The organism is Chryseosolibacter indicum (assembly GCF_018598585.1).
GTDB classification, from domain to species: Bacteria; Bacteroidota; Bacteroidia; order Cytophagales; family Cyclobacteriaceae; genus Chryseosolibacter; species Chryseosolibacter indicus.
Window position 1 is genome coordinate 25556 of record NZ_JAHESD010000032.1, and the last position, 21118, is coordinate 46673.

General features: G+C 40.0%; 16 protein-coding genes and 1 pseudogene. 3 read left to right on the forward strand and 14 right to left on the reverse strand.

Annotated elements, in window-relative coordinates:
- Positions 1-74: 74 nt before the first annotated feature.
- The 9 genes from KK060_RS14375 to KK060_RS14415 form a co-directional block, all read right to left on the reverse strand.
- Positions 75-722: a response regulator transcription factor gene (locus KK060_RS14375; protein ID WP_254154451.1), complete on the reverse strand. Its 648-nt coding sequence runs from the start codon at positions 720-722 to the stop codon at positions 75-77.
- Positions 719-1498: a sensor histidine kinase gene (locus tag KK060_RS14380; protein ID WP_254154452.1), complete on the reverse strand. Its 780-nt coding sequence runs from the start codon at positions 1496-1498 to the stop codon at positions 719-721. Before KK060_RS14380 ends, KK060_RS14375 begins: the two co-directional genes overlap by 4 nt.
- A 27-nt stretch (positions 1499-1525) precedes the next feature.
- Positions 1526-2173 (reverse strand): hypothetical protein, encoded by a 648-nt coding sequence (locus KK060_RS14385; RefSeq protein ID WP_254154453.1) that lies wholly within the window; start codon positions 2171-2173, stop codon positions 1526-1528.
- The gene (locus KK060_RS14390; protein WP_254154454.1) at positions 2170-2754 is read right to left on the reverse strand and encodes a hypothetical protein; all 585 of its coding nucleotides are present in this window, start codon (positions 2752-2754) and stop codon (positions 2170-2172) included. The genes KK060_RS14385 and KK060_RS14390 overlap by 4 nt, the downstream gene beginning before the upstream one ends.
- A gap of 283 nt (positions 2755-3037) precedes the next feature.
- On the reverse strand, positions 3038-3754 hold the full coding sequence (gene pgl / locus KK060_RS14395; protein ID WP_254154455.1) for a 6-phosphogluconolactonase: 717 nt from the start codon (positions 3752-3754) through the stop codon (positions 3038-3040).
- A gap of 2 nt (positions 3755-3756) precedes the next feature.
- Positions 3757-5277, reverse strand: coding sequence for a glucose-6-phosphate dehydrogenase (zwf, locus tag KK060_RS14400; protein WP_254154456.1), 1521 nt, complete (start codon positions 5275-5277; stop codon positions 3757-3759).
- 15 nt (positions 5278-5292) lie between these two features.
- Positions 5293-6705 carry an NADP-dependent phosphogluconate dehydrogenase gene (gene gnd, locus KK060_RS14405; protein ID WP_254154457.1) on the reverse strand — a complete coding sequence of 471 codons (1413 nt, stop codon included), beginning with the start codon at positions 6703-6705 and terminating at the stop codon, positions 5293-5295.
- 41 nt (positions 6706-6746) lie between these two features.
- Positions 6747-7193 (reverse strand): RpiB/LacA/LacB family sugar-phosphate isomerase, encoded by a 447-nt coding sequence (locus tag KK060_RS14410; protein ID WP_254154458.1) that lies wholly within the window; start codon positions 7191-7193, stop codon positions 6747-6749.
- 222 nt (positions 7194-7415) lie between these two features.
- Positions 7416-7934: a RidA family protein gene (locus KK060_RS14415; RefSeq protein ID WP_254154459.1), complete on the reverse strand. Its 519-nt coding sequence runs from the start codon at positions 7932-7934 to the stop codon at positions 7416-7418.
- 265 nt (positions 7935-8199) lie between these two features.
- Between KK060_RS14415 and KK060_RS14420 the strand changes: the two genes are divergently transcribed.
- Positions 8200-9384, forward strand: coding sequence for an MFS transporter (locus KK060_RS14420; RefSeq protein ID WP_254154460.1), 1185 nt, complete (start codon positions 8200-8202; stop codon positions 9382-9384).
- Between the two features lie 223 nt (positions 9385-9607).
- Here the strand turns inward: KK060_RS14420 and KK060_RS14425 are convergent.
- The 4 genes and pseudogenes from KK060_RS14425 to KK060_RS14440 form a co-directional block, all read right to left on the reverse strand.
- Positions 9608-12749 (reverse strand): annotated as a pseudogene (locus tag KK060_RS14425) (efflux RND transporter permease subunit).
- A 27-nt stretch (positions 12750-12776) separates the two neighbouring features.
- Positions 12777-13865 (reverse strand): efflux RND transporter periplasmic adaptor subunit, encoded by a 1089-nt coding sequence (locus KK060_RS14430; protein ID WP_254154461.1) that lies wholly within the window; start codon positions 13863-13865, stop codon positions 12777-12779.
- 57 nt (positions 13866-13922) lie between these two features.
- The gene (locus tag KK060_RS14435; RefSeq protein WP_254154462.1) at positions 13923-15257 is read right to left on the reverse strand and encodes a TolC family protein; all 1335 of its coding nucleotides are present in this window, start codon (positions 15255-15257) and stop codon (positions 13923-13925) included.
- A 23-nt stretch (positions 15258-15280) separates the two neighbouring features.
- Positions 15281-15901, reverse strand: a complete 621-nt coding sequence (locus KK060_RS14440) for a TetR/AcrR family transcriptional regulator (RefSeq protein WP_254154463.1) — start codon at positions 15899-15901, stop codon at positions 15281-15283.
- A 283-nt stretch (positions 15902-16184) separates the two neighbouring features.
- Between KK060_RS14440 and KK060_RS14445 the strand changes: the two genes are divergently transcribed.
- Complete coding sequence (locus tag KK060_RS14445) at positions 16185-16994, forward strand: tRNA pseudouridine synthase A (protein WP_254154464.1); 810 nt, start codon at positions 16185-16187, stop codon at positions 16992-16994.
- Between the two features lie 312 nt (positions 16995-17306).
- Here the strand turns inward: KK060_RS14445 and KK060_RS14450 are convergent, their stop codons facing one another.
- Positions 17307-17483 carry a hypothetical protein gene (locus KK060_RS14450; protein WP_254154465.1) on the reverse strand — a complete coding sequence of 59 codons (177 nt, stop codon included), beginning with the start codon at positions 17481-17483 and terminating at the stop codon, positions 17307-17309.
- A gap of 2571 nt (positions 17484-20054) precedes the next feature.
- Here KK060_RS14450 and KK060_RS14455 point away from each other — a divergent pair.
- Positions 20055-21098: an NAD(P)-dependent alcohol dehydrogenase gene (locus KK060_RS14455; protein ID WP_254154466.1), complete on the forward strand. Its 1044-nt coding sequence runs from the start codon at positions 20055-20057 to the stop codon at positions 21096-21098.
- The last annotated feature ends 20 nt before the right edge of the window (positions 21099-21118 follow it).

The following is a 21118-nucleotide window of genomic DNA, read 5'->3' on the forward strand; positions in this document are numbered from 1 at the left end:
AGACGAAATTTTTATACGTATAAAATTATAAAAGCCGGTTAAAAAGAGCACAGGTAGGCCCTAAACCGACAAGTTTATTCAGGTTTGTATATTTTGTTCTTGATCGCATAGATAACCAGTCCTACGCGACTTTTAATCTGTAATTTTTCAAATAATGACTCCCTGTACCCGTCAATAGTTTTAGGGCTTAAACACATAGCTCCGGCAATTTCTTTATAAGTCATTTCCGTACAAGCAAGTTTTAAAAATTCAACCTCGCGGTCCTTCAATTCGTGGTCAGCCTCCTTACCACGGTGTAGCGATGTAAGGACGTGATTAGTGATACAATTCGAATAATAAAAACCTTTATCAATAACATCTTTAAACGCATCATGAAGAATTGTTGGACTAATATCTTTAAGCAGGTATCCCCGCGCTCCTGCCCTCAGCATTCTTATAATCGTAGGTTCATCATCATCCATAGAAAGTGCAATTACATTTACAGTGGGATAATTTTTCTTTAGCCATCGGGTCGTTTCAACTCCATCCATTACAGGCATGTTGATGTCTATTACAGCAAGATCCGGTACATTTTCTATATGTGCTAATTTCTTAACGAACTCTTGTCCATTCTTTACATGGTACAGCACTTTGAATTCGCCAAATGAATTAATAAGATTCTCCAATGCTTGTGCAAAAAGAGAATGATCATCTACTACGACTATGGTAACTACCGGCCTCATACATCCTGATATCTATAGGTATAACATAAAGACAAACATACGCCTTCATTTACCGCGGAATTAATTGTAAAAATTGCACCAATCAATTGAGCACGGCTTCTCATATTGATCAATCCTGATCCCCCCTTTTCCATAGTTCCTTCATCATTAAAACCAACGCCATTATCTTTTGCTTTAATCATTAAATAATCATCATGATACTCCAAGAGAACATTCAATTCGCCAGCCCTGGAGTGCTTTATAGAATTGGAGAAGAATTCTTGCAGAATTCGAAAGAGAATAATCTCATCCTTCTGCGCAAGCTTTACCTCCTCTCCGGAAACGGTAAGTTGCGCTTTAAGAAAATTAAGTTTATTAAAACGTTCCAGCTCACATTCAATTGATTTTACCAGCCCCAAGTTAAGTATCACTTCTGGGTTAAGAGTTTTAGAAAGCAAACGGATCTCCTGAAGGCTATCAGCAATTAAAGTGTTTATTTCTTTTACGTTATTACGATATTGATCTGGCAATTTAGGACTGAGAATACTGAGTTGCATTTTAGCAACAGCAAGTAACTGCCCAATATTATCATGTAGCTCCCACCCTATATTCTTGAGACTTTGCTCCTGAATTTCCATTTGTGATTTTGCAATCTCCTGCTCCATCTTCTGTTCAGCCTCGAGTTGCTTTATGATATACTTATTCTTCTTGCTTTGAAATATTACAAAAAGAATAATAATCATAGCTACCAATACTACGAGGGTAACAGTAGCAACAAAAACTACCTCTCTCTCCATAGAATGATGTTCATCATCAGGGGCATATCAGTAATACTTTTTGCTAAATACAAATCCGAAAATAAAGCAACTATACATCACAACATTCAATACAATGAAAATTATTGTCAAACTATCGTTGCTTAACATTTCCGGCAAGAGGTTAAGACTTATTATATAAGGAATTATTCCTGTATAAAATACCAACAATCCTATACTTATCCAAAACATAAGATAACGGGTAAAGTATAAGACCTTCTCATTATTCAATATTTCAATAAAAAACAATCCTATTGTTATTATAAGAAGTATGGCTCCAACTGTAAAAGTATATGAATGAAATGTTACAGTTACAGTTAGCTTTTGAATCCAGACGAAGTTGATTATCACTAATAAAATGAATAGTATAATAAAAGCTCTTATCCATTTTTTGTAGGTGTCATTTACCAGTGTGTTATAGAACAGCACGTAATAAAACACGTATTGCAAGGAAGTAAAAATATTATAGATAAAGTTATTTTGAACGATAACGCCATTGATCATAAATAACCAAATAAAAGCTTCTATTATAACTACCAACCATAACATATATAAAAAATACTTCAGGAATGTACCTGAGTATTTTTTATAATGTATAGAAGCTATAATAGCTGTTAGCAGTTCGAAGATCTGTATTACCGTAAAAAGATTTATCATAACGAAGATGGGCAGTTGGGCCTGCACATCATTGCCATATTAGCAATTGAACTGGCAGTCTCTGCTGATTGAAGTTCTCTACTTTTTAAATTCATAGGTGTATTACGATTTGACATGCCTTTGGTTATAACCTCATGAATAGGCAAAGGGTTACCTCGTTCATCGATATGTAGTGGGTCGAATGCAACATGACTGTTCGTCTTCTTGTCAAAATAGGTTGGGACAAGTATATACGTTTGATAATCTCTGTACTCTCCTGACTTCTCGTCATCAGGATAGGCAACATAATAGAGACGAAGGCCAGACACCTCCATCTTAACTTTTTTAGAAGCCTCCTCAAGGTAAGCGATATAATTTTTGTAAAACTCTATCGAATGCCACCCTGAACTTGCGTCTTCATTTCCACCTCTTAGCTCCGTTAGGGCATTAAACTTTCTTTGATAAGCCACATACATTTCATGTGCTCTTTCTAAGGAAATTGTCTCTTTAGGTTTTTCTGTAGAAACATTATCGCGTTCGCACCCTGCAATGAATGTAAACGTAAGCAAGGTAAATAGTTGGATGACTTTCTTTTGGTTCATTTGGTTTAGCTTTTAATTGTACGTCTAATCTATCGATAAAACCCTGCAGATAAAAAGGTAAACCCTAAACAAGGCTTGTTACATAGACTATTAATTATTCAAAGGTATTTCTCGCCTATGACATGAAAAGGGGGATTTTTCCCCTTTAATGTTTAAAGAATCAGGCGAGGCAAGGAAGGAACTGAAACGGTGCTCGTAAGCTTGTTGAAATTGTGCGTTGTAACTCCTGATAGTCAGTTAAAGTAATTTGTACCTCCATCCATATAGAGGTACAAATTATTACTTAAGCTACTCGTGATGCTGCATCCTTATCAAGAAACCAATGCACGCTGCCAGAAATAGGTTGAATAAGTTGGGCAGGATATTCTTCAGGATTAAAAGGATCCTTTAAAATATGATGAACTGCATCGGCCTTTCCTTTGCCATAAACCAGGAAAGCAATTGTCTTTGCATCATTAATTAATGGTGCTGTTAATGTGATTCTGTATTGGTTAACTTCCTGTACGAAAACCTCCTTTACTAGTGATTGCTTTTCATGCAGAACAGCGGTATGCGGAAAGAGAGAAGCGGTGTGTGAGTTGTCTCCCAACCCCAATAGTATTAAGTCAAATTTACCAGCTACGCCCAAATGATTTTTTATAGCTTGTTCATACAACAGCGCAGACTCTGCCGGAGATACCGTTGTATTAACAGGAAACACTTTATCATTTGTAATCAACAGGGGATCAAACAATGTTTCTCTTGCCATTCTGTAATTACTCTGAGGATCGTTTGACGGAACAAAGCGCTCATCACCAAAAAAGAAATATACGTGCTCCCATTTAACTTTGTCGCTATAACGATCTGAGGCTAGCAATGTATACAATAGCTTAGGTGAACTGCCGCCAGATAATGCAACTGTAAACTTCCCCGAGTTTTGAATTGCATCGTTAGCTTGTCTGACAAAGAAATCAGCAGTATCCGCAAGCAATGATTCAAGGCTATCTGTTATATGAAGCATCTTTATTTCTTGTTTTTTAATGGAAGGGTAAACCAATGAAATCCATCTTTTGCGATAAGTGCTTCAGCAAGTTCTGGTCCCCAGGAGTCAGCCGAGTAATTTGGGAAGTTCAAGCTCTTTTTCGCGCTCCAGGAATTCAGAACGGGCATAAGCAAGTCCCATGCTGCTTCAACCTGATCAGCTCTCATAAACAATGTCTGATCTCCAATCATCGTATCAAGCAAAAGGGTCTCATAGGCTTCTGGAGATTGTCCTTCATATGCCCCTCTATAGTCAAAAATGAGATCTATAGGGTTTAATGTCATACTCAACCCAGGGCGTTTTGCCTGCATTTGAAGTCGGATACTCATTTCAGGTTGTATACTTATGATGAGTCTGTTCTGCTGCCATCCTTCAATGGTTTCAGTAGGAAAGATCATATGGGGTACATCCTTAAATTGTATTGTTATCGTAGAGGCTGTCTGATGCATTCTTTTGCCCGTGCGTAAATAAAAGGGAACACCATGCCAACGCCAGTTGTCAATAAATAATTTTAATGCAGCAAACGTCTCAGTATTTGACTCGGGGTTTACATTCTCTTCCTCTCTATATCCCTTAACCTGCTTTCCTTCAATCCAACCACTTCCATATTGGCCTCTTACAGCGTTCTTTGCCACATCTTCAGGCTTAAACTTTCTCATCGCGTGCAGTACATCTACCTTTCGGTTTCTTACTTCATCAGCCTGAAAACTAACCGGAGGCTCCATGGCTACCAAACAAAGCAACTGGAAAATATGATTTTGTACCATATCCCGTAAGGCACCAGCCTCTTCGTAATATCCACCGCGCCCCTCTACACCCAATTGTTCCGTTACAGAAATTTCAACATGGTCTATGTAGTTCCTGTTCCAAATAGGCTCCAGAATGGAATTTGCAAAACGGAATGCGAGAATGTTTTGTACAGTTTCTTTACCGAGATAGTGATCTATACGATATATCTGCTGTTCAGTAAATACGGTACTCAAAAGTTGATTTAACGCTTTTGCCGATTCAAAATCATGGCCAAATGGTTTTTCGATAACCACTCGCGTCTTTTCTGTATTCGCTGTAAGCTGATGTTTTGCAAGCTTCTCTGCTATAGTACCAAAGAACCTTGGCGCCACGGCCAGATAATAAATTACGCTTGGCTCTTCGCCCCAGGTTTCTTTAAAATTATTTATCCTTCTAACTTGTTCCTGGTAACTATCATCGTTTCCTATATCAGAGATCTGGTAGTAAAGATGTTTTGAAAAGCTGGTCCAGCGTTCATCTGCTTTGCCGTTTCTTGAGTAACTATTGATGTCTTCCAATAATAGATCTCGATATTTCTCATCCGTATACGCCGAACGGCCCATACCAATAATAGCAAAATTAAGAGGCATCCAACCATCAAGGAAGAGGTTGTATAGGGCAGGAACAAGCTTGCGGGAAGTAAGATCACCAGACGCACCAAAGATAAAAAAGATTGTCCCAGGTAGCTGGATTCGTGTTTTAGATTTGTCCATCACGAGGATCAATAATTATTTAACAATCCATTGAGTATGAAACACACCTTCCTTACCAATTCTTTCGTAGGTATGAGCACCAAAGTAATCACGCTGTGCCTGGATAAGGTTTGAAGGCATACGTTCACTTGTAAAGCTATCAAAGTAGCTGATCGCTGCTGTAAATCCCGGTATAGCAATACCAGATTTAATGGCAAGAGAAACTACTTCGCGCGTCGCAGGAATCAGGCTACTTACTTTTGTCTGAATTGAGTTGTCTATCAGTAAGTGAGGTAGTGATGGATCGTTTTGGTATGCGTCGAAGATATCCTGCAGGAAACTGGATCTAATGATACAGCCGCCTCTCCATATTTGGGCAATGCTGTCCATCTTCAGGTCATATTTAAATTCTTTAGATGCTAGTGAAAGAAGATGCATACCCTGTGCATAGGATATTATTGTTGAAAAATAAAGCGCAGATTCCAAGGCATCTACAAGCGATTCCTGCGACGTTATTTCAGTTGTATTTTTCTTATATAATTCCGCAGCTTTCGTTCTCAACGCCTTATATTTTGAAAGGTCACGCATAGACACTGCGGTATCTATTACCGTAAGTGGTGCCTGTAGATCCATTGCTATTTGGGAAGTCCACTTGCCTGTACCTTTAGAACGTGCTTCATCTTTAATGTCATTAACGAGAAGATGATCAACCCCAGGTTCTTTGAAGGTGAAAATATCGCGTGTTATCTCAATAAGAAATGATTGTAGTCTACCTTCATTCCACTTTTTAAATGTAGCATGAATCTTTTCATCAGAAAGCTTCAAGCCTCTCTTCATAAACTCATATGCCTCTGCTATCAACTGCATAATACCATATTCGATGCCATTATGCACCATCTTCACAAAGTGACCAGATGCCCCAGGACCTACATAAGTCACACATGGATCGCCTTTAACTTTTGCTGCAACTGCTTCAAAAATCGGCCTTACTACTTCGTAGGCTTTTTGATCCCCGCCTGGCATCATACTCGGGCCACGGCGTGCACCTTCTTCACCTCCCGATATGCCCATTCCAAAGAAGTGCAATCCTTTGTCCTTTAATTCTTCTACCCTTCTGTTTGTGTCAGAGAAATGAGAGTTACCACCATCTATTATCAAGTCGCCTTTGCTTAAAAGTGGTGTCAACTCTTGTATTACTTCATCAACAATCTTACCAGCAGGAACAAGCATCATAATTGCACGAGGCGTTTGTAAACTGTTTATAAAATCCTGTACAGCACTAAAACCTTTAACCGGAAGTGATCCTGCTTCCTTTCTCAACAATGTAATTTTACTTTCATCTTTATCCAGACCGGATACGTTAAAACCATGGTCTGCCATATTTAATAACAGGTTACGGCCCATTGTTCCCATACCTATTATTCCAAAAACACTAGAATCGTTTTTCATTAGTTTTTATTTGCTCAGGTAAATAAAATTTAAAAGTTTGATTAATGCTCCTCAAGATCAGAGATTTTTTTTAACCTGCGTAAATGTCTTTCTGCATTTGTAAACTCCGCTTTAAGAAAGGTATCAATAATCTCTTCCGCCAGCTTCTCTCCTATTACCCTTCCTCCCAGGCATATCAGGTTCATATTGTCATCTTCAACACCCTGGTGTGCCGAAAATGTATCATGCACAAGTGCTGCCCTTACGCCTTTTATTTTATTGGCGGCGATTGAGGCGCCCACGCCACTTCCGCAGATCGCTATGCCCCGTTCGACTACGCCTAAGCTTACAGCATTGGCAAGTGGCGTAACAAGATCAGGATAATCATCTGCATCATTTAATGAACTGGCTCCAAAATCTTTTACATTATGACCCATTCGCGAAAGTCTTTCCCGAAGTTTTTCCTTTAAGAAAAATCCCCCATGATCTGCAGCAATCCCAATTTTCATATTGACGTTATTTAGAGTAAATATCCTGTAGAAGAATTATAAAGCTACCTAAGTATGTGAGTGGGGTTGTAAACTGCATAGGTAGCATGTATTCTTTAGGTAGTCAATAGTTGAAGCAGCTATTAGATATTCTTTAAGAGTAATAATATATCTTCTTGAATTGTTTGTTATCGTTCCCGAAGGCTATCCCCCACTACACGTCCTGCTGAAGAAGGAACGTACTTATTGTTCTACTTCAACAATACATTCCACCTCTACAATCATATTTAATGGTAGCGCATTTACACCCAGCGCCGTTCTTGCATGTTTCCCTTTTTCACCAAAAACTTCTACCATCAGATCAGAAAAACCATTAACAACTTTTGGATGATCATAAAAAGTATCTTCACTGTTAACAAATCCATTTACCTTTACAATTCTCTTCACCTTACGAAGATCTCCTAGCATGTTTTTTAAAACGGAAATCTGCTGGATGGCTGTTAGTCGCGCTGCCTCATAACCTTTTTCCATGCTTACATCTTTGCCAAGTTTTCCCTGCATATACTTTCCATCCATTAACAACGGCCCTTTGCCTGATAAAAAGATCAGATTATTAACCTGTACGCCATGAACATAGTTGGCAATCGGAGAACCTATCTGGGGAAGCGTTATACCCAATGTATTAAGTTTTTCCTCTGGTGTTTGTGTTAAGCCTTTTATTGAAAGTGATAAAAGGATTAATAAGGTTAGCGTCTTTGTCATACGAATGAATGATAAACTTTAGTTTGATTTAAACGAGTGTGGCTCAAATGTAGAGAAACTCTTGTATTAAAAACCGGTTTGTTAAAATAACAGCTAATCCTTTTGATAACGTTTGCACTCATGAATAGAAGTCATTGTAGTCACATTAAAGCGTTGGAATTGCAAGAGGCTTGTTGATATTGCGAACATTTTAACTTAACCTTTAGTTATTAAAGCACTCGAATTACTTACTGTTAATTCACATTTATTTGTATTTAAACGATTTATGAAACGTAGTCTTATATCACTAACATTGGGCGGGCTAAGCCTGGGCATGACAGAATTTATGATGATGGGAGTTCTGCCTGATGTATCTAATTCCCTGCACATATCAATACCAACCGCTGGCTATCTCATCTCAGCTTATGCGCTCGGTGTCGTTATCGGGGCTCCTTTAATGGCTGGCCTCACAAGAAAGTATGCGGCAAAAAACATCCTCATTGGGTTAATGATCATGTTTGCCGTTTTCAATGCTCTTTTTGCCTTATCACCCAATTACATATTACTCTTTGTAACAAGATTACTGTCTGGACTACCACACGGCGCGTTCTTTGGCGTTGGTGCCGTTGTAGCCAGCAGGCTTGCTGAGCCGGGGAAAAAAGCTCAAGCAGTTGCGCTCATGTTTGCAGGACTTACAATTGCCAACATCGTAGGTGTACCTATCGGCACGTACATTGGTCATAACTTCAGTTGGCGATTGTCTTTTATGATTGTAGCCTTGTTTGGTTTAATAACAGCCCTCGCTGTAAAGAAATGGATGCCTCTTCTGGAAGATGATCACGAACAGAATTCCGAACCTATGCTGAGTGCTTTTAAAAAGTTGGAAGTATGGCTTATTATTGGCGTGTCAACAATAGGTACCGGAGGACTATTTGCCTGGATCAGCTACATCGCTCCTTTGATGACTGAAGTAGCGCATTTCGAAAGCAATTCTATTACATTTATCATGATCATTGCCGGGTTAGGGATGGCCGCGGGCAATCTTATCGGCGGACGCCTTGCTGATAAATATTCTCCTTTAAGAACAACGGCGTTACTGCTATTGGGCATGATCTCCTCTCTGCTTATTGTGTCTGTAATTGCCGAATATAAAGTGCTCACTATAATCATGACCTTCATTACCGGAGCTATCGCTTTTGCCGTAATTGCTCCCATGCAAATGCTCATGATTAATGCTGCGAAGGGATCTGAAATGATCGCTTCCAGTGCTTTACAGGCGAGTGCTAACATGGGCAACGCATTAGGTGCTTTTCTCGGTGGCTTGCCAATTGCGGCGGGGTTAGGATATACTTCTCCTATGTATGTTGGCGCTTTATTGGCTACCTGTGGTTTTATTATCACGCTTGTTATAAAAGCCCGCAATACACACCTGCGCAAATTAGATCCACAGCCAGTCGTTCTTAAGAATTAAATAAAGTCAGGTAAAAGCCAGATAAATCAAAGGCACCGCCTGAATCTGTTCTGAAATAATCTCTAAAACAACCTGACAAGTAAAACCCCTTCAGCATAAAGTATGTATTATGCCGAAGGGGTTCAGGGTCGTGCTGAAGTATCAGGCTATGCAACAAGCAAGCACAAAAAAAGAGAGACTACCTTGACAGTAGCCCCTCTTAGCACAACATCTTATCTGAATTTTAAGAACCCTGTAACTCTTTCTTTTTATTCCGATAAGCAATCTTAGTAATCAACACATAAAGTACAGGAACCACGAAGATAGCGAGCGAGCTGGCCGCCACCATCCCTCCTGCCACTGTCCATCCTATGGTTTTACGCGCTTCCGCTCCTGCGCCTGATGAGAATGCCAAAGGCAACACACCAAGAATAAATGCCAGCGACGTCATAATAATTGGCCGAAGACGTAACTGTACTGCTTCAAGTGTAGCAGCAACGATCTCCATCCCGCGGTCAACACGTTCCTTGGCAAATTCAACAATCAAAATCGCATTCTTCGCTGCCAGACCAATCAACGTTATTAACCCTATCTGCGCATAAATATTATTGGTAAGGTTAGGCATAAACGTTAATGTAAGAATAGAACCCAATGCACCAATAGGCACCGCAAAGATAACCGAGAATGGAACTGACCAGCTCTCGTATAGCGCAGCAAGGAAAAGGAACACGAATACAATTGAGATCGAAAAGATAAGCAATGTACTGTTACCTGCTTTAATCTCTTCACGGCTCATACCAGAAAATTCGTAGCTATAACCTACAGGCAATACCTGTGCGGCAACTTCTTCCAACGCTTTTATGGCTTCACCGCTACTATATCCCGGTTTAGGAGCTCCCATTATTTCAGCAGAACGGTATAGATTATAGTGAGTTACAAGAGCAGGCGTTTCTATTACTTTGGTAGTAATTAAAGCACTGAGCGGAACCATATTACCTGCACTGTTACGCACACGATACTTCCCAATGTCATCTATGTTCTTTCTATACAAAGTATCAGCCTGTGCTACCACGCGGAAGTTTCTTCCATAAACGTTGAAGTCATTCACATAACTACTACCGAGTAATGTAGACAGCGTGCTATAGGCATCTGCAACAGATACACCCAATTTTTTCGCTTTCTCTTTATCTACATCAACCTGATAGCTGGGCGTTCTCGCAGTAAAGAATGAGTACGCCATAGCAATTTCAGGACGCTGATTTACAGCGCCTAAAAACTTATGAAGCACACCCTCAAACTGTTTAATATCATCTGTACTTGTTGTCTGCTGCAACTCGAAGGTAAAACCAGAAGACTGCCCAAGACCGGGAATGGCAGGTGGCGCAATAGCTATAATACGTGCATTTTTAATGTCTGCCGTGCGTCGCTGTATTTCCGCAATAACAGCAGGAACACTTTCTGTTTCAGGATTGCGTTCATCCCAGTGTTTAAGGTTAATGAATACCGTACCGGTATTTGATTTGTTAGAGAACGTAAGTACGTTCAGCCCTGCTAAACCTCCGGCTGTGTGTACTGCAGGAATGGCCTTGATACGTTTCTGTAGTTCAAGGATAAGGTCTATACTACGTGTTGTAGAACTTCCCTCTGGCAATTCGAAGGCAACAATAACACGTTTCTCATCTTCTGTTGGAATGAAACCTGTTGGCTTGTTCTTGAACAGCAAGAACAGACCTACAAATAGAACCACCATCATCACCATTACGTACGGTGTCTTCTTTATCCAGGTATGTACACCGTTTGTATATGAGCCTGTAACTTTTCCAAACCAGTTGTTAAAGCGATCGAAGAAACGGTCAAGGAAATTCTTCTTTTCATTCTTATCAGCGGGCTTCAGCATAAGCATACACAATGCAGGTGTTAAAGAAAGTGCTACGAAGGCAGAGATAAGAACTGATACTGCAATAGTAATAGCAAACTGTTGATAGAGCTTGCCTACAATACCAGGCACAAAGCCTACAGGCACGAATACCGCGGTAAGAATTAACGCGATCGCGATTACAGGGCCCGAAATCTCGCGCATCGCTTTAATGGTTGCGTCTTTAGGCGATAACTTTTCATGGTCCATGTTATGCTGAACCGCTTCCACCACCACAATCGCGTCATCAACCACAATACCAATTGACAATACGAACGCGAATAGCGTCAGGGTATTAATTGTAAATCCAAATGGTATGAAGAATATAAACGTACCGATAAGTGATACCGGAATAGCCAGAATCGGAATGAGTGTCGCTCTCCAGTTCTGAAGGAACAAGAATACCACTATGATTACAAGTACAAGGGCTTCTATAAGCGTATGTATAACCTCGTTGATGGAAACCTCTACCACGGAAGTTGTTTCAACGGGAATGAGGTAGTCAATATCCTTAGGAAAACTCTTCTTCAATTCAGCCAGTGTCTTCATAACACCTTCGTTTGTATCGAGGGCATTGGCACCAGGAGCAAGATAAAGCAGCATGAAGGCTGCGCTTACCATTCACAAACGGATTGTTACCGTAATTGAATTTAGCCAATTCAACACGGGCAACATCACGCAGGTAAACCATATTACCAGTTTGCGGATTGGTGCGCACAATAAGGTTTTCGAAATCCTCCTTCCTGTTGATCCTGCTATTGGTAAGAATGTTGTACTCAAATGCCTGGTTTGAAGGCTGAGGTGTACCACCTACAGAACCAGCAGCAATCTGAAGATTCTGCTCTGCAAGGGCTGCGGTAACATCAGCTGGGGTCATACCCATACTGGCAAGCTTTTCAGGATTAAGCCATACACGCATACTAAAATCATCACCTACAGAAAATATATCACCTACGCCCTTCACACGAAGCAAAGCATCCTTTAAGTATATGTTTGCATAGTTACCAAGGAAAGTGGCATCATGGGTACCGTTAGGCGAATACAACGCAAGCGCCATAAAGATACTCGGGTTACGTTTTCTTACAGTAATACCGAGACGTCTCACAATTTCAGGCAGGGTTGGCTCTGCAACGCTCACCCTGTTCTGAACATCAAGGGTAGCAATATCAATATTGGTACCTATATCAAAAGTAACCGTGATGGAGCTTTGTCCGCTACCGGTACTGTTACTGCTTATGTACGACATGCCAGGTGTACCGTTAACCTGGGTTTCGATGGCGGTAGTTGTTGTTTGTTCAACCGTTTGTGCATCCGCACCTATGTATGAGCCTGTTATAGACACCGTAGGTGGCGTTATATCCGGATATTGGGATATTGGTAGCGTACTCATCGCTATTATCCCCACCAGCACAATCACAATTGAAATTACAATTGCAGTGACCGGCCTTTTTATAAAAACATCTGCTATCATTTTCTACGTCTGTAAATCTTAAAATTCTTACTTAGCTGCCTCAGGTTGCGCCAATGCAATAGCCGAACCTTCACGCAGGTTCTGAACGCCTTTTACTACAATGGTCTCACCTTCTTTCAATCCTTCTCTCACAATTATATTCTTACCTATTTGTTTTCCTAGCAGAACTTTACGTTGTGACACTTTCTTATCATCCTCGACAGTTACATACACAAAGAACTCTCCGAGTTGCTCTGTGACAGCCTCAAACGGAATAACTACTGAATTCTGTGTATGTGTCTGCACGCGAAGCGTACCACTCATGCCTGAACGAAGCGAATGATCAGGATTAGGGAATGTTAAGCGTATGCGGATAGAGCCAGTCTGAGGATCAACAGCACGATCAATTACACTGATCTTACCAGAAGCTAGATATACATCAGCTCCAAAAGCTAACCGAAATGTTGAATCAGAAGAACTTGTTGCATTTTTCTGAAGCTGTGTAAACCGGAATATTTCTCTCTGGTCAACAGTCACATCAACTGCAATTGGATTGTCTGATGAAATAGTATTTAATAAGGTTTGTCCTGCAGATACCGCAGCACCCAAACGCACATTAGAGATACCAATTGTTCCATCAAAAGGAGCAACAATGGTAGAATAGCGCACGTTGGTTTGTACGCTGTTAACAGCAGCCTTGGCAGCTTCTACTTGTTTTTGTGCGGCTGAATAGGTAGCCTCAGCGTAATCAACCTGTTGTTTGGCAATAGCATCACGCTTATCAAGCTCGCGGTAACGCTCTACATCTTTTTCTGCTTTTAACAAGTTGGCTTCCTGTGTTTGAAGATTAGCCAATGCCTGTTGATAAGCAGCCTGGTATTGCTGCTGATCGATAGAATACAACCGCTCTCCTTTTTTAACTCTTTGTCCTTCGGTAAAGTGTATTCCTGTTATATATCCGTTTACCTGTGCTCTTAACTCAACTTCGTTAAGTGCTCTTACGATGGCAGGATATTCATCATAATAAGATGCATTTGCATGTATTACCTTTTGCGCTACTACCGACACTGGTGGCGGACCTTGCATTGCTGGCTGATCATTTTTGCCACAGGCAACGGCAACAAGTAACAGTAGCACAACTGAGTACCTTTGTAAATTATTAACTAACATATATTCGTAATGTGATTTGATTAATTATTTGATTTGACCGAGAGCTCGTAAAACATCCATTTTACTTGCCAGCACCTGGTACAGTGCATTGAAATAGTTTATACGCATGGTTTGCAAATCTGTTTCTGCTATAGTAACATCCAGGAATGGACGCACACCACTTGTATACTGTAACTTTACCACATCATAAACTTCCGTAGCAAGTGCAACGTTATCTTTAAGCGCCACATAGTTGGCAAGGTTACTCTTATATGCTGCAATGGCACGTGTATATTCTGTAGATAAATTGTTCTTCAGATTTACAAGGTCATAATCGATACGCTTTAAAGTATACTTCTGTTCCTGAATTCTCGCGATACGTTTACCCCCCTGAAATAGAGGAAAGTTAAGAGAAGCACCGACATAAGAATATGGATAATCTCTGCTATACAACTCACTGAACTCATTATTCTGATAATTGAGAATATAAGATCCAAATGCACTGAGCGTAGGTATAAAGCTCCAGTAATTATATTTTACGTTGGCCTTCTGCAACTCGCGTTGTGTATACAATATTCTGTAGTCGATATGCTCACTGTAATTTAACGGCTGAAGTGTATCCAGGTAAACCTCCTCTTCCATCTGAAGCGTATCATAAAGTATATTTAACTTCTGATCGCGCGGGTAGCCAATAAGGGTCTTAAGATATTCCTCCTTGAATTTCACAAGTTCCTGGTTCGACTTTAATAAAGCTTTTCCATTGGCTAACTGAATGGTGGCACGCTTAAAGTCTGTTTTATCTGCTACCCCTGCAGCATACTGGCTCTCAGCATCCTTTAAACTACGCTGTAACCGGATGATGTCCTCTTCGCCAATGCGCACTTGTTGTTGCGTAGCAAGCAAATCATAGAAAGCTTTAGTAACATCAACAGTCATGTCGATTTTGGTCCGCACTGTATTTTGTTCTGCCTGAAGCCTTACTTTAGAGGCTGTAGAACTTGCAAGCAGAACATCTCTGTTAAACAAATTCTGTGTAGCATTAAACTGAACAGCCGAGGTGTTGTTAACGCCGAACCGTACAACCTCTCCGCCTATAATACTGCTTTGAAGCTGGATGTTTCTCTGGTAATTATAGACGAAATTCACCTGAGGGTACCAGTCTGCCAGACGGCCTTGGATATTTTTTTCTGTAATTCGCTGATCAAGCAACGCCTGTTGTACTGCAGGCTGATGCTCCAATGCATATTTAACAACATTTTCAAGCGTAGCTTCATGTAAAACACTATCGGAAGTGTTCTCCTGTGCTACAACATTACCTGAAAATGTAATGGATACGGTAAAGATTAGTATGACTATACTTATTCTTAAAACTTTTAACATAAGATGGTTTAATTCATTTAAATTCATTCAACATCAGGCATCTCTTCATTGAATATGGCTTTATAAATTACCTGCTTTCTTTGAACAAGAAATTTGCGGTACTCGGTGTCATTCATGCCGTGAAAACATTGAATAACGGTTTTTGCTAACAACGGATAATTACATAGGGAGATTAAATTGATCATAAAGTTTTGTGCAGTAATAGGGTCTATATTTCCTTTGCTGATCTCTTCCTCCAGTTGCTGGCGCACCAGTTCATGAGATCTGTTTTTTTCTTTTTGCCTGAATAGTTTAATTCTGTCTGGGTTTCTTGCAGTCTCTGAAATCACAAAGTTCTCCAGGTAAGGATACTTTAATCCATGATCAATGAGAGCCCCGATAAACTTTGCAATTTTTATCTTGAAGGGATGTTCAGTTTTAAGAATTTCCCGTATCGTTTCCTGTTTCTCAAGCATTACCTCTTCCAGTAATGTTTCCATCAACTGCTCACGTGATCGGAAATAGTAATGAATAAGTGCGCGATTAACGCCCGCCTCATCCGCAATCTCCTGCGTTGTTGCATCCAATAACCCCTTCTGAAAGAAGAGTACCTTCGCCTTATCTTTTATCAACGCCTCAGTCTCTAACTCCTTCTCTTTGCTCACTTATCTTTTATGTTTAACAATTTTGTTAAAAATGAACGCAAAGCAAGAATAATAGTTGCTATCTCCAAAGCTTTAAATAAAATTAATTTTACATGAAGGATATTAACCTAACACTCATACGGACCGAAAACGTTGTAGATAAGCGTAATCCTCTTTGCATGTTTGCATCGTTAGTGACGTATCGTTTTATCCTTTATTGTAAACCCAATGCTCATTTATTAATCTATTCACGAGGGTAAGCGCAGATATATTAACTTGCAGGAAATTCTTTAACTGAACCATATTGCGATATTTTTTTCATATAGGTTATAATGGCATTGCTTATAACGGTTGGCAAAAGCTTCCGCAGGCAAATAGTATTCAACAGATTATTGAAACCACACTGAGTAAGCTCCTTAAAAAGAACATTACCATTGTTGGATGCGGGAGAACAGATGCCAAAGTACATGCAACACAATTCTTCTTTCATGTTGACATTGAGATGCCCTGGGAGTTTGACATGCTGTTCAGGATTAACAAGAACCTCCCACCAGACATAGCAGTGTTTGATGTGATAGCTATGGATGGTCTTCAACATGCACGATTTGACGCGATTAAAAGAACCTATGATTACTTCATCCACACATACAAAGACCCATTTCTAAATAACGTAAGTGCGCCATATCAAGAAAAGAATCTGAACATCTTTAAAATGAAAGAAGCGGTTTCTCTGCTCACCCAATATGACGACTACCGCGCCTTCTGCAGAAATTTTACCAACCACAGAACTACTATTTGCAAAATATCATCAGCTAGCCTATACGTTGATTCCTTAGGCGATAGACTAAGGTTTAATATTTCCGCTAACCGGTTTCTCAGTGGTATGATTCGTATTATCGTTCAAAGGCTCTTACACGTAGGCACCCACAAACTTACCGTAGACGAGTTCGAGCAATTTCTTATAAGCAAAGAACCACCGAAGATGAATGAGCCTGCTTACCCACAGGGATTGTTCTTATCTAAAGTCACCTATCCTTTTCTTGATCTTCCGCCCCGCGCAGCGTTTTCAAACATCCCAGTAAATGAAAGCACACAGTGGCAGCTTGTTGAATAATCGCCTTGTCGTTTATAAATTATTTAGATTATTGGAAACTGTGCAGTAGTAAAATCCGCCTATAGAAGGCGCCCCGAGAAAAGAATCTGTAGTAATGATTGAATATTACTACCCCCTGTCTTCACTGGTACCTTTTTTCCTTTCCATAGTATATGCGCATCTACGACCTGGAAAGCAGGAACATTCGCCATTTACGAAAAAGGATCGCCATTAGTAATTGCTTCGTCAACGATAAGAGATCGTAAAACCAATGTTCGTGTAAACACGTTCGTTACTTACCGCAGTGTTAACAACCCATGCTGGTGTATTAAATCACTCTTCAAGACCATCCTGCTTGGCCCTGCACTGCAGCTTTGCATAAGTTACATTGCCCACTAAGTAGAATTTATCAAGTAAAGTATAGCCGATACCCGAGCCTGAACCAAAACGATAAGCAGTAGTCTTAGAGTTGGCCCACAGGCGATAACGGTCTTTGTTTCTGCCTCTCATTTCAATAAAAGGGTCAACCACCCGAGTCCACCCTTATGCCTTCTTATCGTCTTGCATCAGTGTTTTACACCCATTGCCCCCACTTACAAGCCCCTACCCGTGATAATTGCTTTTGTTGATAAACCTATCCAAAACAGCTTTTAGTACCTATTACTTCAATCACAGCTCCTCAAATTTCTTATTCACTTTTGATTATTTCTCTTAACCCTAACTGGTAAAACGGGTGTTTTCGGTTTCATACTTTAAAGCGGAGCTGGCTTTGAAATCGGTCTGAAGAGCCTTTTCAGCCCGGTATATCTTGCCTGCGGGTTGCATAAGCAAGTGAAATAACATCTCCTGAAAAGGACTTCCGGATCAGTCCTCAGGCTTTGGTGTGCGTTATTTTTATTGACTGCAAGCCAGTAATCTACTCAGCTTTATCCATACGCACATTCTCCTGCTTGCAGTGCGCTATTACATCTGCCAATACCGGTAAATCTCCTTCCCCTTGCGATGTAACTATACCCCGGAATAATCCGAATTACGAAGGTTCTTTCAGCCCGGTAAAAGCCCTATTTAAACCGGATTTAAGCCCGAGATAACCCGTAGATAACCCGTATATAATCCGTAGATAACCCGTATATAACCCGTACCTTAAAGAGACGGATTATCTACGGGTTATATACATTTTAAGTTCAGATAAACTTCGGCTAGTATCGGACTCACATCCGGCTGAAATGAGGCTTATTTATGCCTAAATCACCCCCTAAACGGCGGCATAACAGGTTTTCTACTACCTTTTGAATGTCTTTTAGGACTACTATTTCAGGGTCTCAAGAAGAAAGGTGTTCTATTTTTGAAATTCGAAATCCCATTACGGGAAAGAAATAACGTTGAGATTTAAGAGTGAGGATCGTGCTATATGAACTCTTAAAAATTCTACAAAAGCAGTAGAAGTATTTCATATCCTGTTGTTTAAGCCACTTCACTGTTCGATCGTAATGTCAGTTTGTAAGGCGTAGACTACCGTTCAGCAACCAAAACGGTGTAGTAATCGAAATCTTGGCATCAAATTGTAGTATAACAGATACGAGTGCTTATCTTTAGCACTTCATAAGTACGGTTTTTTAGAGAGGGTCTTTATCCGTACTTATTAAAAGCAGTGGCGTCAGATGGATCCACTGCTTTTTTCATTTAATACTTTCTGCTTCATTTCCAGATTTCAAACTACCCACGTAGTCGACTAATATCCATAACATCCCACATTTTCCTCCTATTACACGTACTCACGCAGCAGATGGGCAATGAAAAGTTTCTAACAACAATAAGATCGCTGTTACCATAAACTCCCTATCGTATGCAAGAAGTGGTGCTTTAATCAAACAAAGTGAACTCAGGTAATGTCTTTTATTCTTCTGTTAAAGATACTCGATGCATTTATTGACTGATTAAAGGGACGCTTATAAGAACGACTGTATAAAACCTGAGTTTAATTTTCCTGATAACCCAGCGGGAAGTTTGAGAACGGCATACGTGTCAATAAAACACATTGCTCCCATGCTTGTCTGGATGTTACGTGTACCCTTCCTGTTATTGATAGAAACATTGAAGTATAGCAGAGTGGGAACTAAACCGGTTTGTAGAAATTTTTGAAACTATGTTATAATTATTGAGGAAAAGATGAGACAGATGATAGAGAACTAACTTTTAGAAGATAAGTATGAAATTAAAACGGGATTAATTTCATATTAAAATGTTTTCATCAGTAAATTTTCCTCTCTTGAAGAATTGAAAATGGGTAAAAGAAAAACCCCGAACAACTATCGGGGTTTAACGCAGGAAAAGAAAAGACCCTCTCTAAAAAACTTTGTCCTGCGCTGCAATTATAAAATGAAGAAAATGAAAATGCTATAATGCATTATAAAAAAATATAAAAAATATTTTAAGTGACGAGAGGCGTTGCGTGTACTTCAGAGCCAGGAGCGTACTTCTACTTACATGAGTATACTTACTCTACATGTTCAATGAATACCTGTAGTTGTTGAATAGTAATGCCTTATTATTTACTCCAGTAAATAAAGCTATATCATTAAATAAGTTTATGGAATCGCAAAGCACCTCACCAGAAGTTTGATTCGTGCAAGCAGGTGCCTTATGTTTAGCTGTCAATTTTTCTTCTATACCTAAGTCGTAATAGCATAACCTGTAAGATCAGTAAGAAATAATTGTCCTACTTATCTCCGTCTCACCATTGCAAATGACCTCCTTCTAACTGTATAGGTACTGGACGAATAAGAGACATTTTACTGATTAAAAAAGCCTTGATCAGCACAGAATAAGGAATTTTTATAACGAGGTTTAACACCCGAAACTATAGTGATCTAAATCGGGGCAAAAAGTGATCTAATCCTTTACCTATATTTTTGAAAGCAGCGCGAACCTTATTCTTAATGATTTGGTGGTACAATACCTCGCTAATTAGTTGCCCCCTCCTTTAAGATAAACTAACAATACTCCCTTGTCTCTTTCAATACAATTAATAAGTTTAGCGCGAAAGAAATAAATATACTGTAAACCTAATTTATAGAACCAATGATAAAAGCAAAAGCATATGCGGCCTTGCAGCCTAAAACGCAGCTGGTCCCCTGGAATTTTGAAAGGCGCGAGGTTGGCCATAAAGACGTAAAGTTTGACATTTTGTATTGCGGCGTATGTCATTCTGATTTACACCAAATCAATGACGATTGGGGCCCTGGCATTTTCCCCATGGTACCTGGTCATGAAATTATCGGAAAGGTGAGCCAGGTGGGATCGCAAGTAACGCGCTTTAAAGTGGGTGACCTGGTAGGTACCGGCTGCCTTGTAGATTCCTGCCGTACATGCGAAAACTGCAAACAAGGCCTTGAGCAATATTGCCTCAATGGACATTCTCAAACTTACAATGGCATAGAGCAAGACAAAAAAACACCGACGTATGGTGGGTACTCAGATAAAATTGTGGTGCATGAAGATTTTGTATTGCGCATTCCTGACAAACTTGATCTCGCTGCCACCGCACCTTTGCTGTGTGCTGGCATTACAACCTACTCCCCGTTAAGACATTGGAAAGTAGGCAAAGGACATAAACTGGCAGTGTTGGGTCTGGGAGGTTTAGGACACATGGCAGTTAAGTTTGGTGTAGCATTTGGGGCCGAGGTTACCGTACTGAGCACATCTGCTACTAAAGAGAACGATGCTAAAAAATTAGGTGCACATAAGTTTGTGGTTACGAAAGATGAGAAACAGCTAAAGTCTGTATATGGATACTTTGACTTTATCATTGACACTGTATCTGCACCTCATGACATAAACATGTATATTGCACTACTCAAAACTGATGGTGTTCATATTTGTGTTGGTGCTCCTCCTACCCCTTATCAACTCGCAGCATTTAGTCTTATCCCAGGGCGCAAAAGCATTGTAGGCTCTATGATTGGAGGCTTGCCGGAGACACAGGAGATGCTGGACTTCTGCGCGGCCCATGACATTGTTTCTGATATTGAGATGATCAACATGAAAGATATTCACAAGGCTTATGAGCGCATGAATAAAGGAGACGTTCGTTACCGTTTTGTCATAGACATAGCCACGCTCTGATCACACAAAGTACTTGAAAT

What these genes read in the sequence shown, in the direction of transcription:
- KK060_RS14455 (WP_254154466.1), top strand. Translation starts at nt 20,055, where the DNA reads ATGATAAAAGCAAAAGCATATGCGGCCTTGCAGCCTAAAACGCAGCTG.
- KK060_RS14390 (WP_254154454.1), bottom strand. Translation starts at nt 2,754, where the DNA reads ATGAACCAAAAGAAAGTCATCCAACTATTTACCTTGCTTACGTTTACA.
- gnd (WP_254154457.1), bottom strand. Translation starts at nt 6,705, where the DNA reads ATGAAAAACGATTCTAGTGTTTTTGGAATAATAGGTATGGGAACAATG.
- pgl (WP_254154455.1), bottom strand. Translation starts at nt 3,754, where the DNA reads ATGCTTCATATAACAGATAGCCTTGAATCATTGCTTGCGGATACTGCT.
- KK060_RS14420 (WP_254154460.1), top strand. Translation starts at nt 8,200, where the DNA reads ATGAAACGTAGTCTTATATCACTAACATTGGGCGGGCTAAGCCTGGGC.
- KK060_RS14415 (WP_254154459.1), bottom strand. Translation starts at nt 7,934, where the DNA reads ATGACAAAGACGCTAACCTTATTAATCCTTTTATCACTTTCAATAAAA.
- KK060_RS14375 (WP_254154451.1), bottom strand. Translation starts at nt 722, where the DNA reads ATGAGGCCGGTAGTTACCATAGTCGTAGTAGATGATCATTCTCTTTTT.
- zwf (WP_254154456.1), bottom strand. Translation starts at nt 5,277, where the DNA reads ATGGACAAATCTAAAACACGAATCCAGCTACCTGGGACAATCTTTTTT.
- KK060_RS14380 (WP_254154452.1), bottom strand. Translation starts at nt 1,498, where the DNA reads ATGGAGAGAGAGGTAGTTTTTGTTGCTACTGTTACCCTCGTAGTATTG.
- KK060_RS14450 (WP_254154465.1), bottom strand. Translation starts at nt 17,483, where the DNA reads ATGAGAGGCAGAAACAAAGACCGTTATCGCCTGTGGGCCAACTCTAAG.
- KK060_RS14435 (WP_254154462.1), bottom strand. Translation starts at nt 15,257, where the DNA reads ATGTTAAAAGTTTTAAGAATAAGTATAGTCATACTAATCTTTACCGTA.
- KK060_RS14385 (WP_254154453.1), bottom strand. Translation starts at nt 2,173, where the DNA reads ATGATAAATCTTTTTACGGTAATACAGATCTTCGAACTGCTAACAGCT.
- KK060_RS14410 (WP_254154458.1), bottom strand. Translation starts at nt 7,193, where the DNA reads ATGAAAATTGGGATTGCTGCAGATCATGGGGGATTTTTCTTAAAGGAA.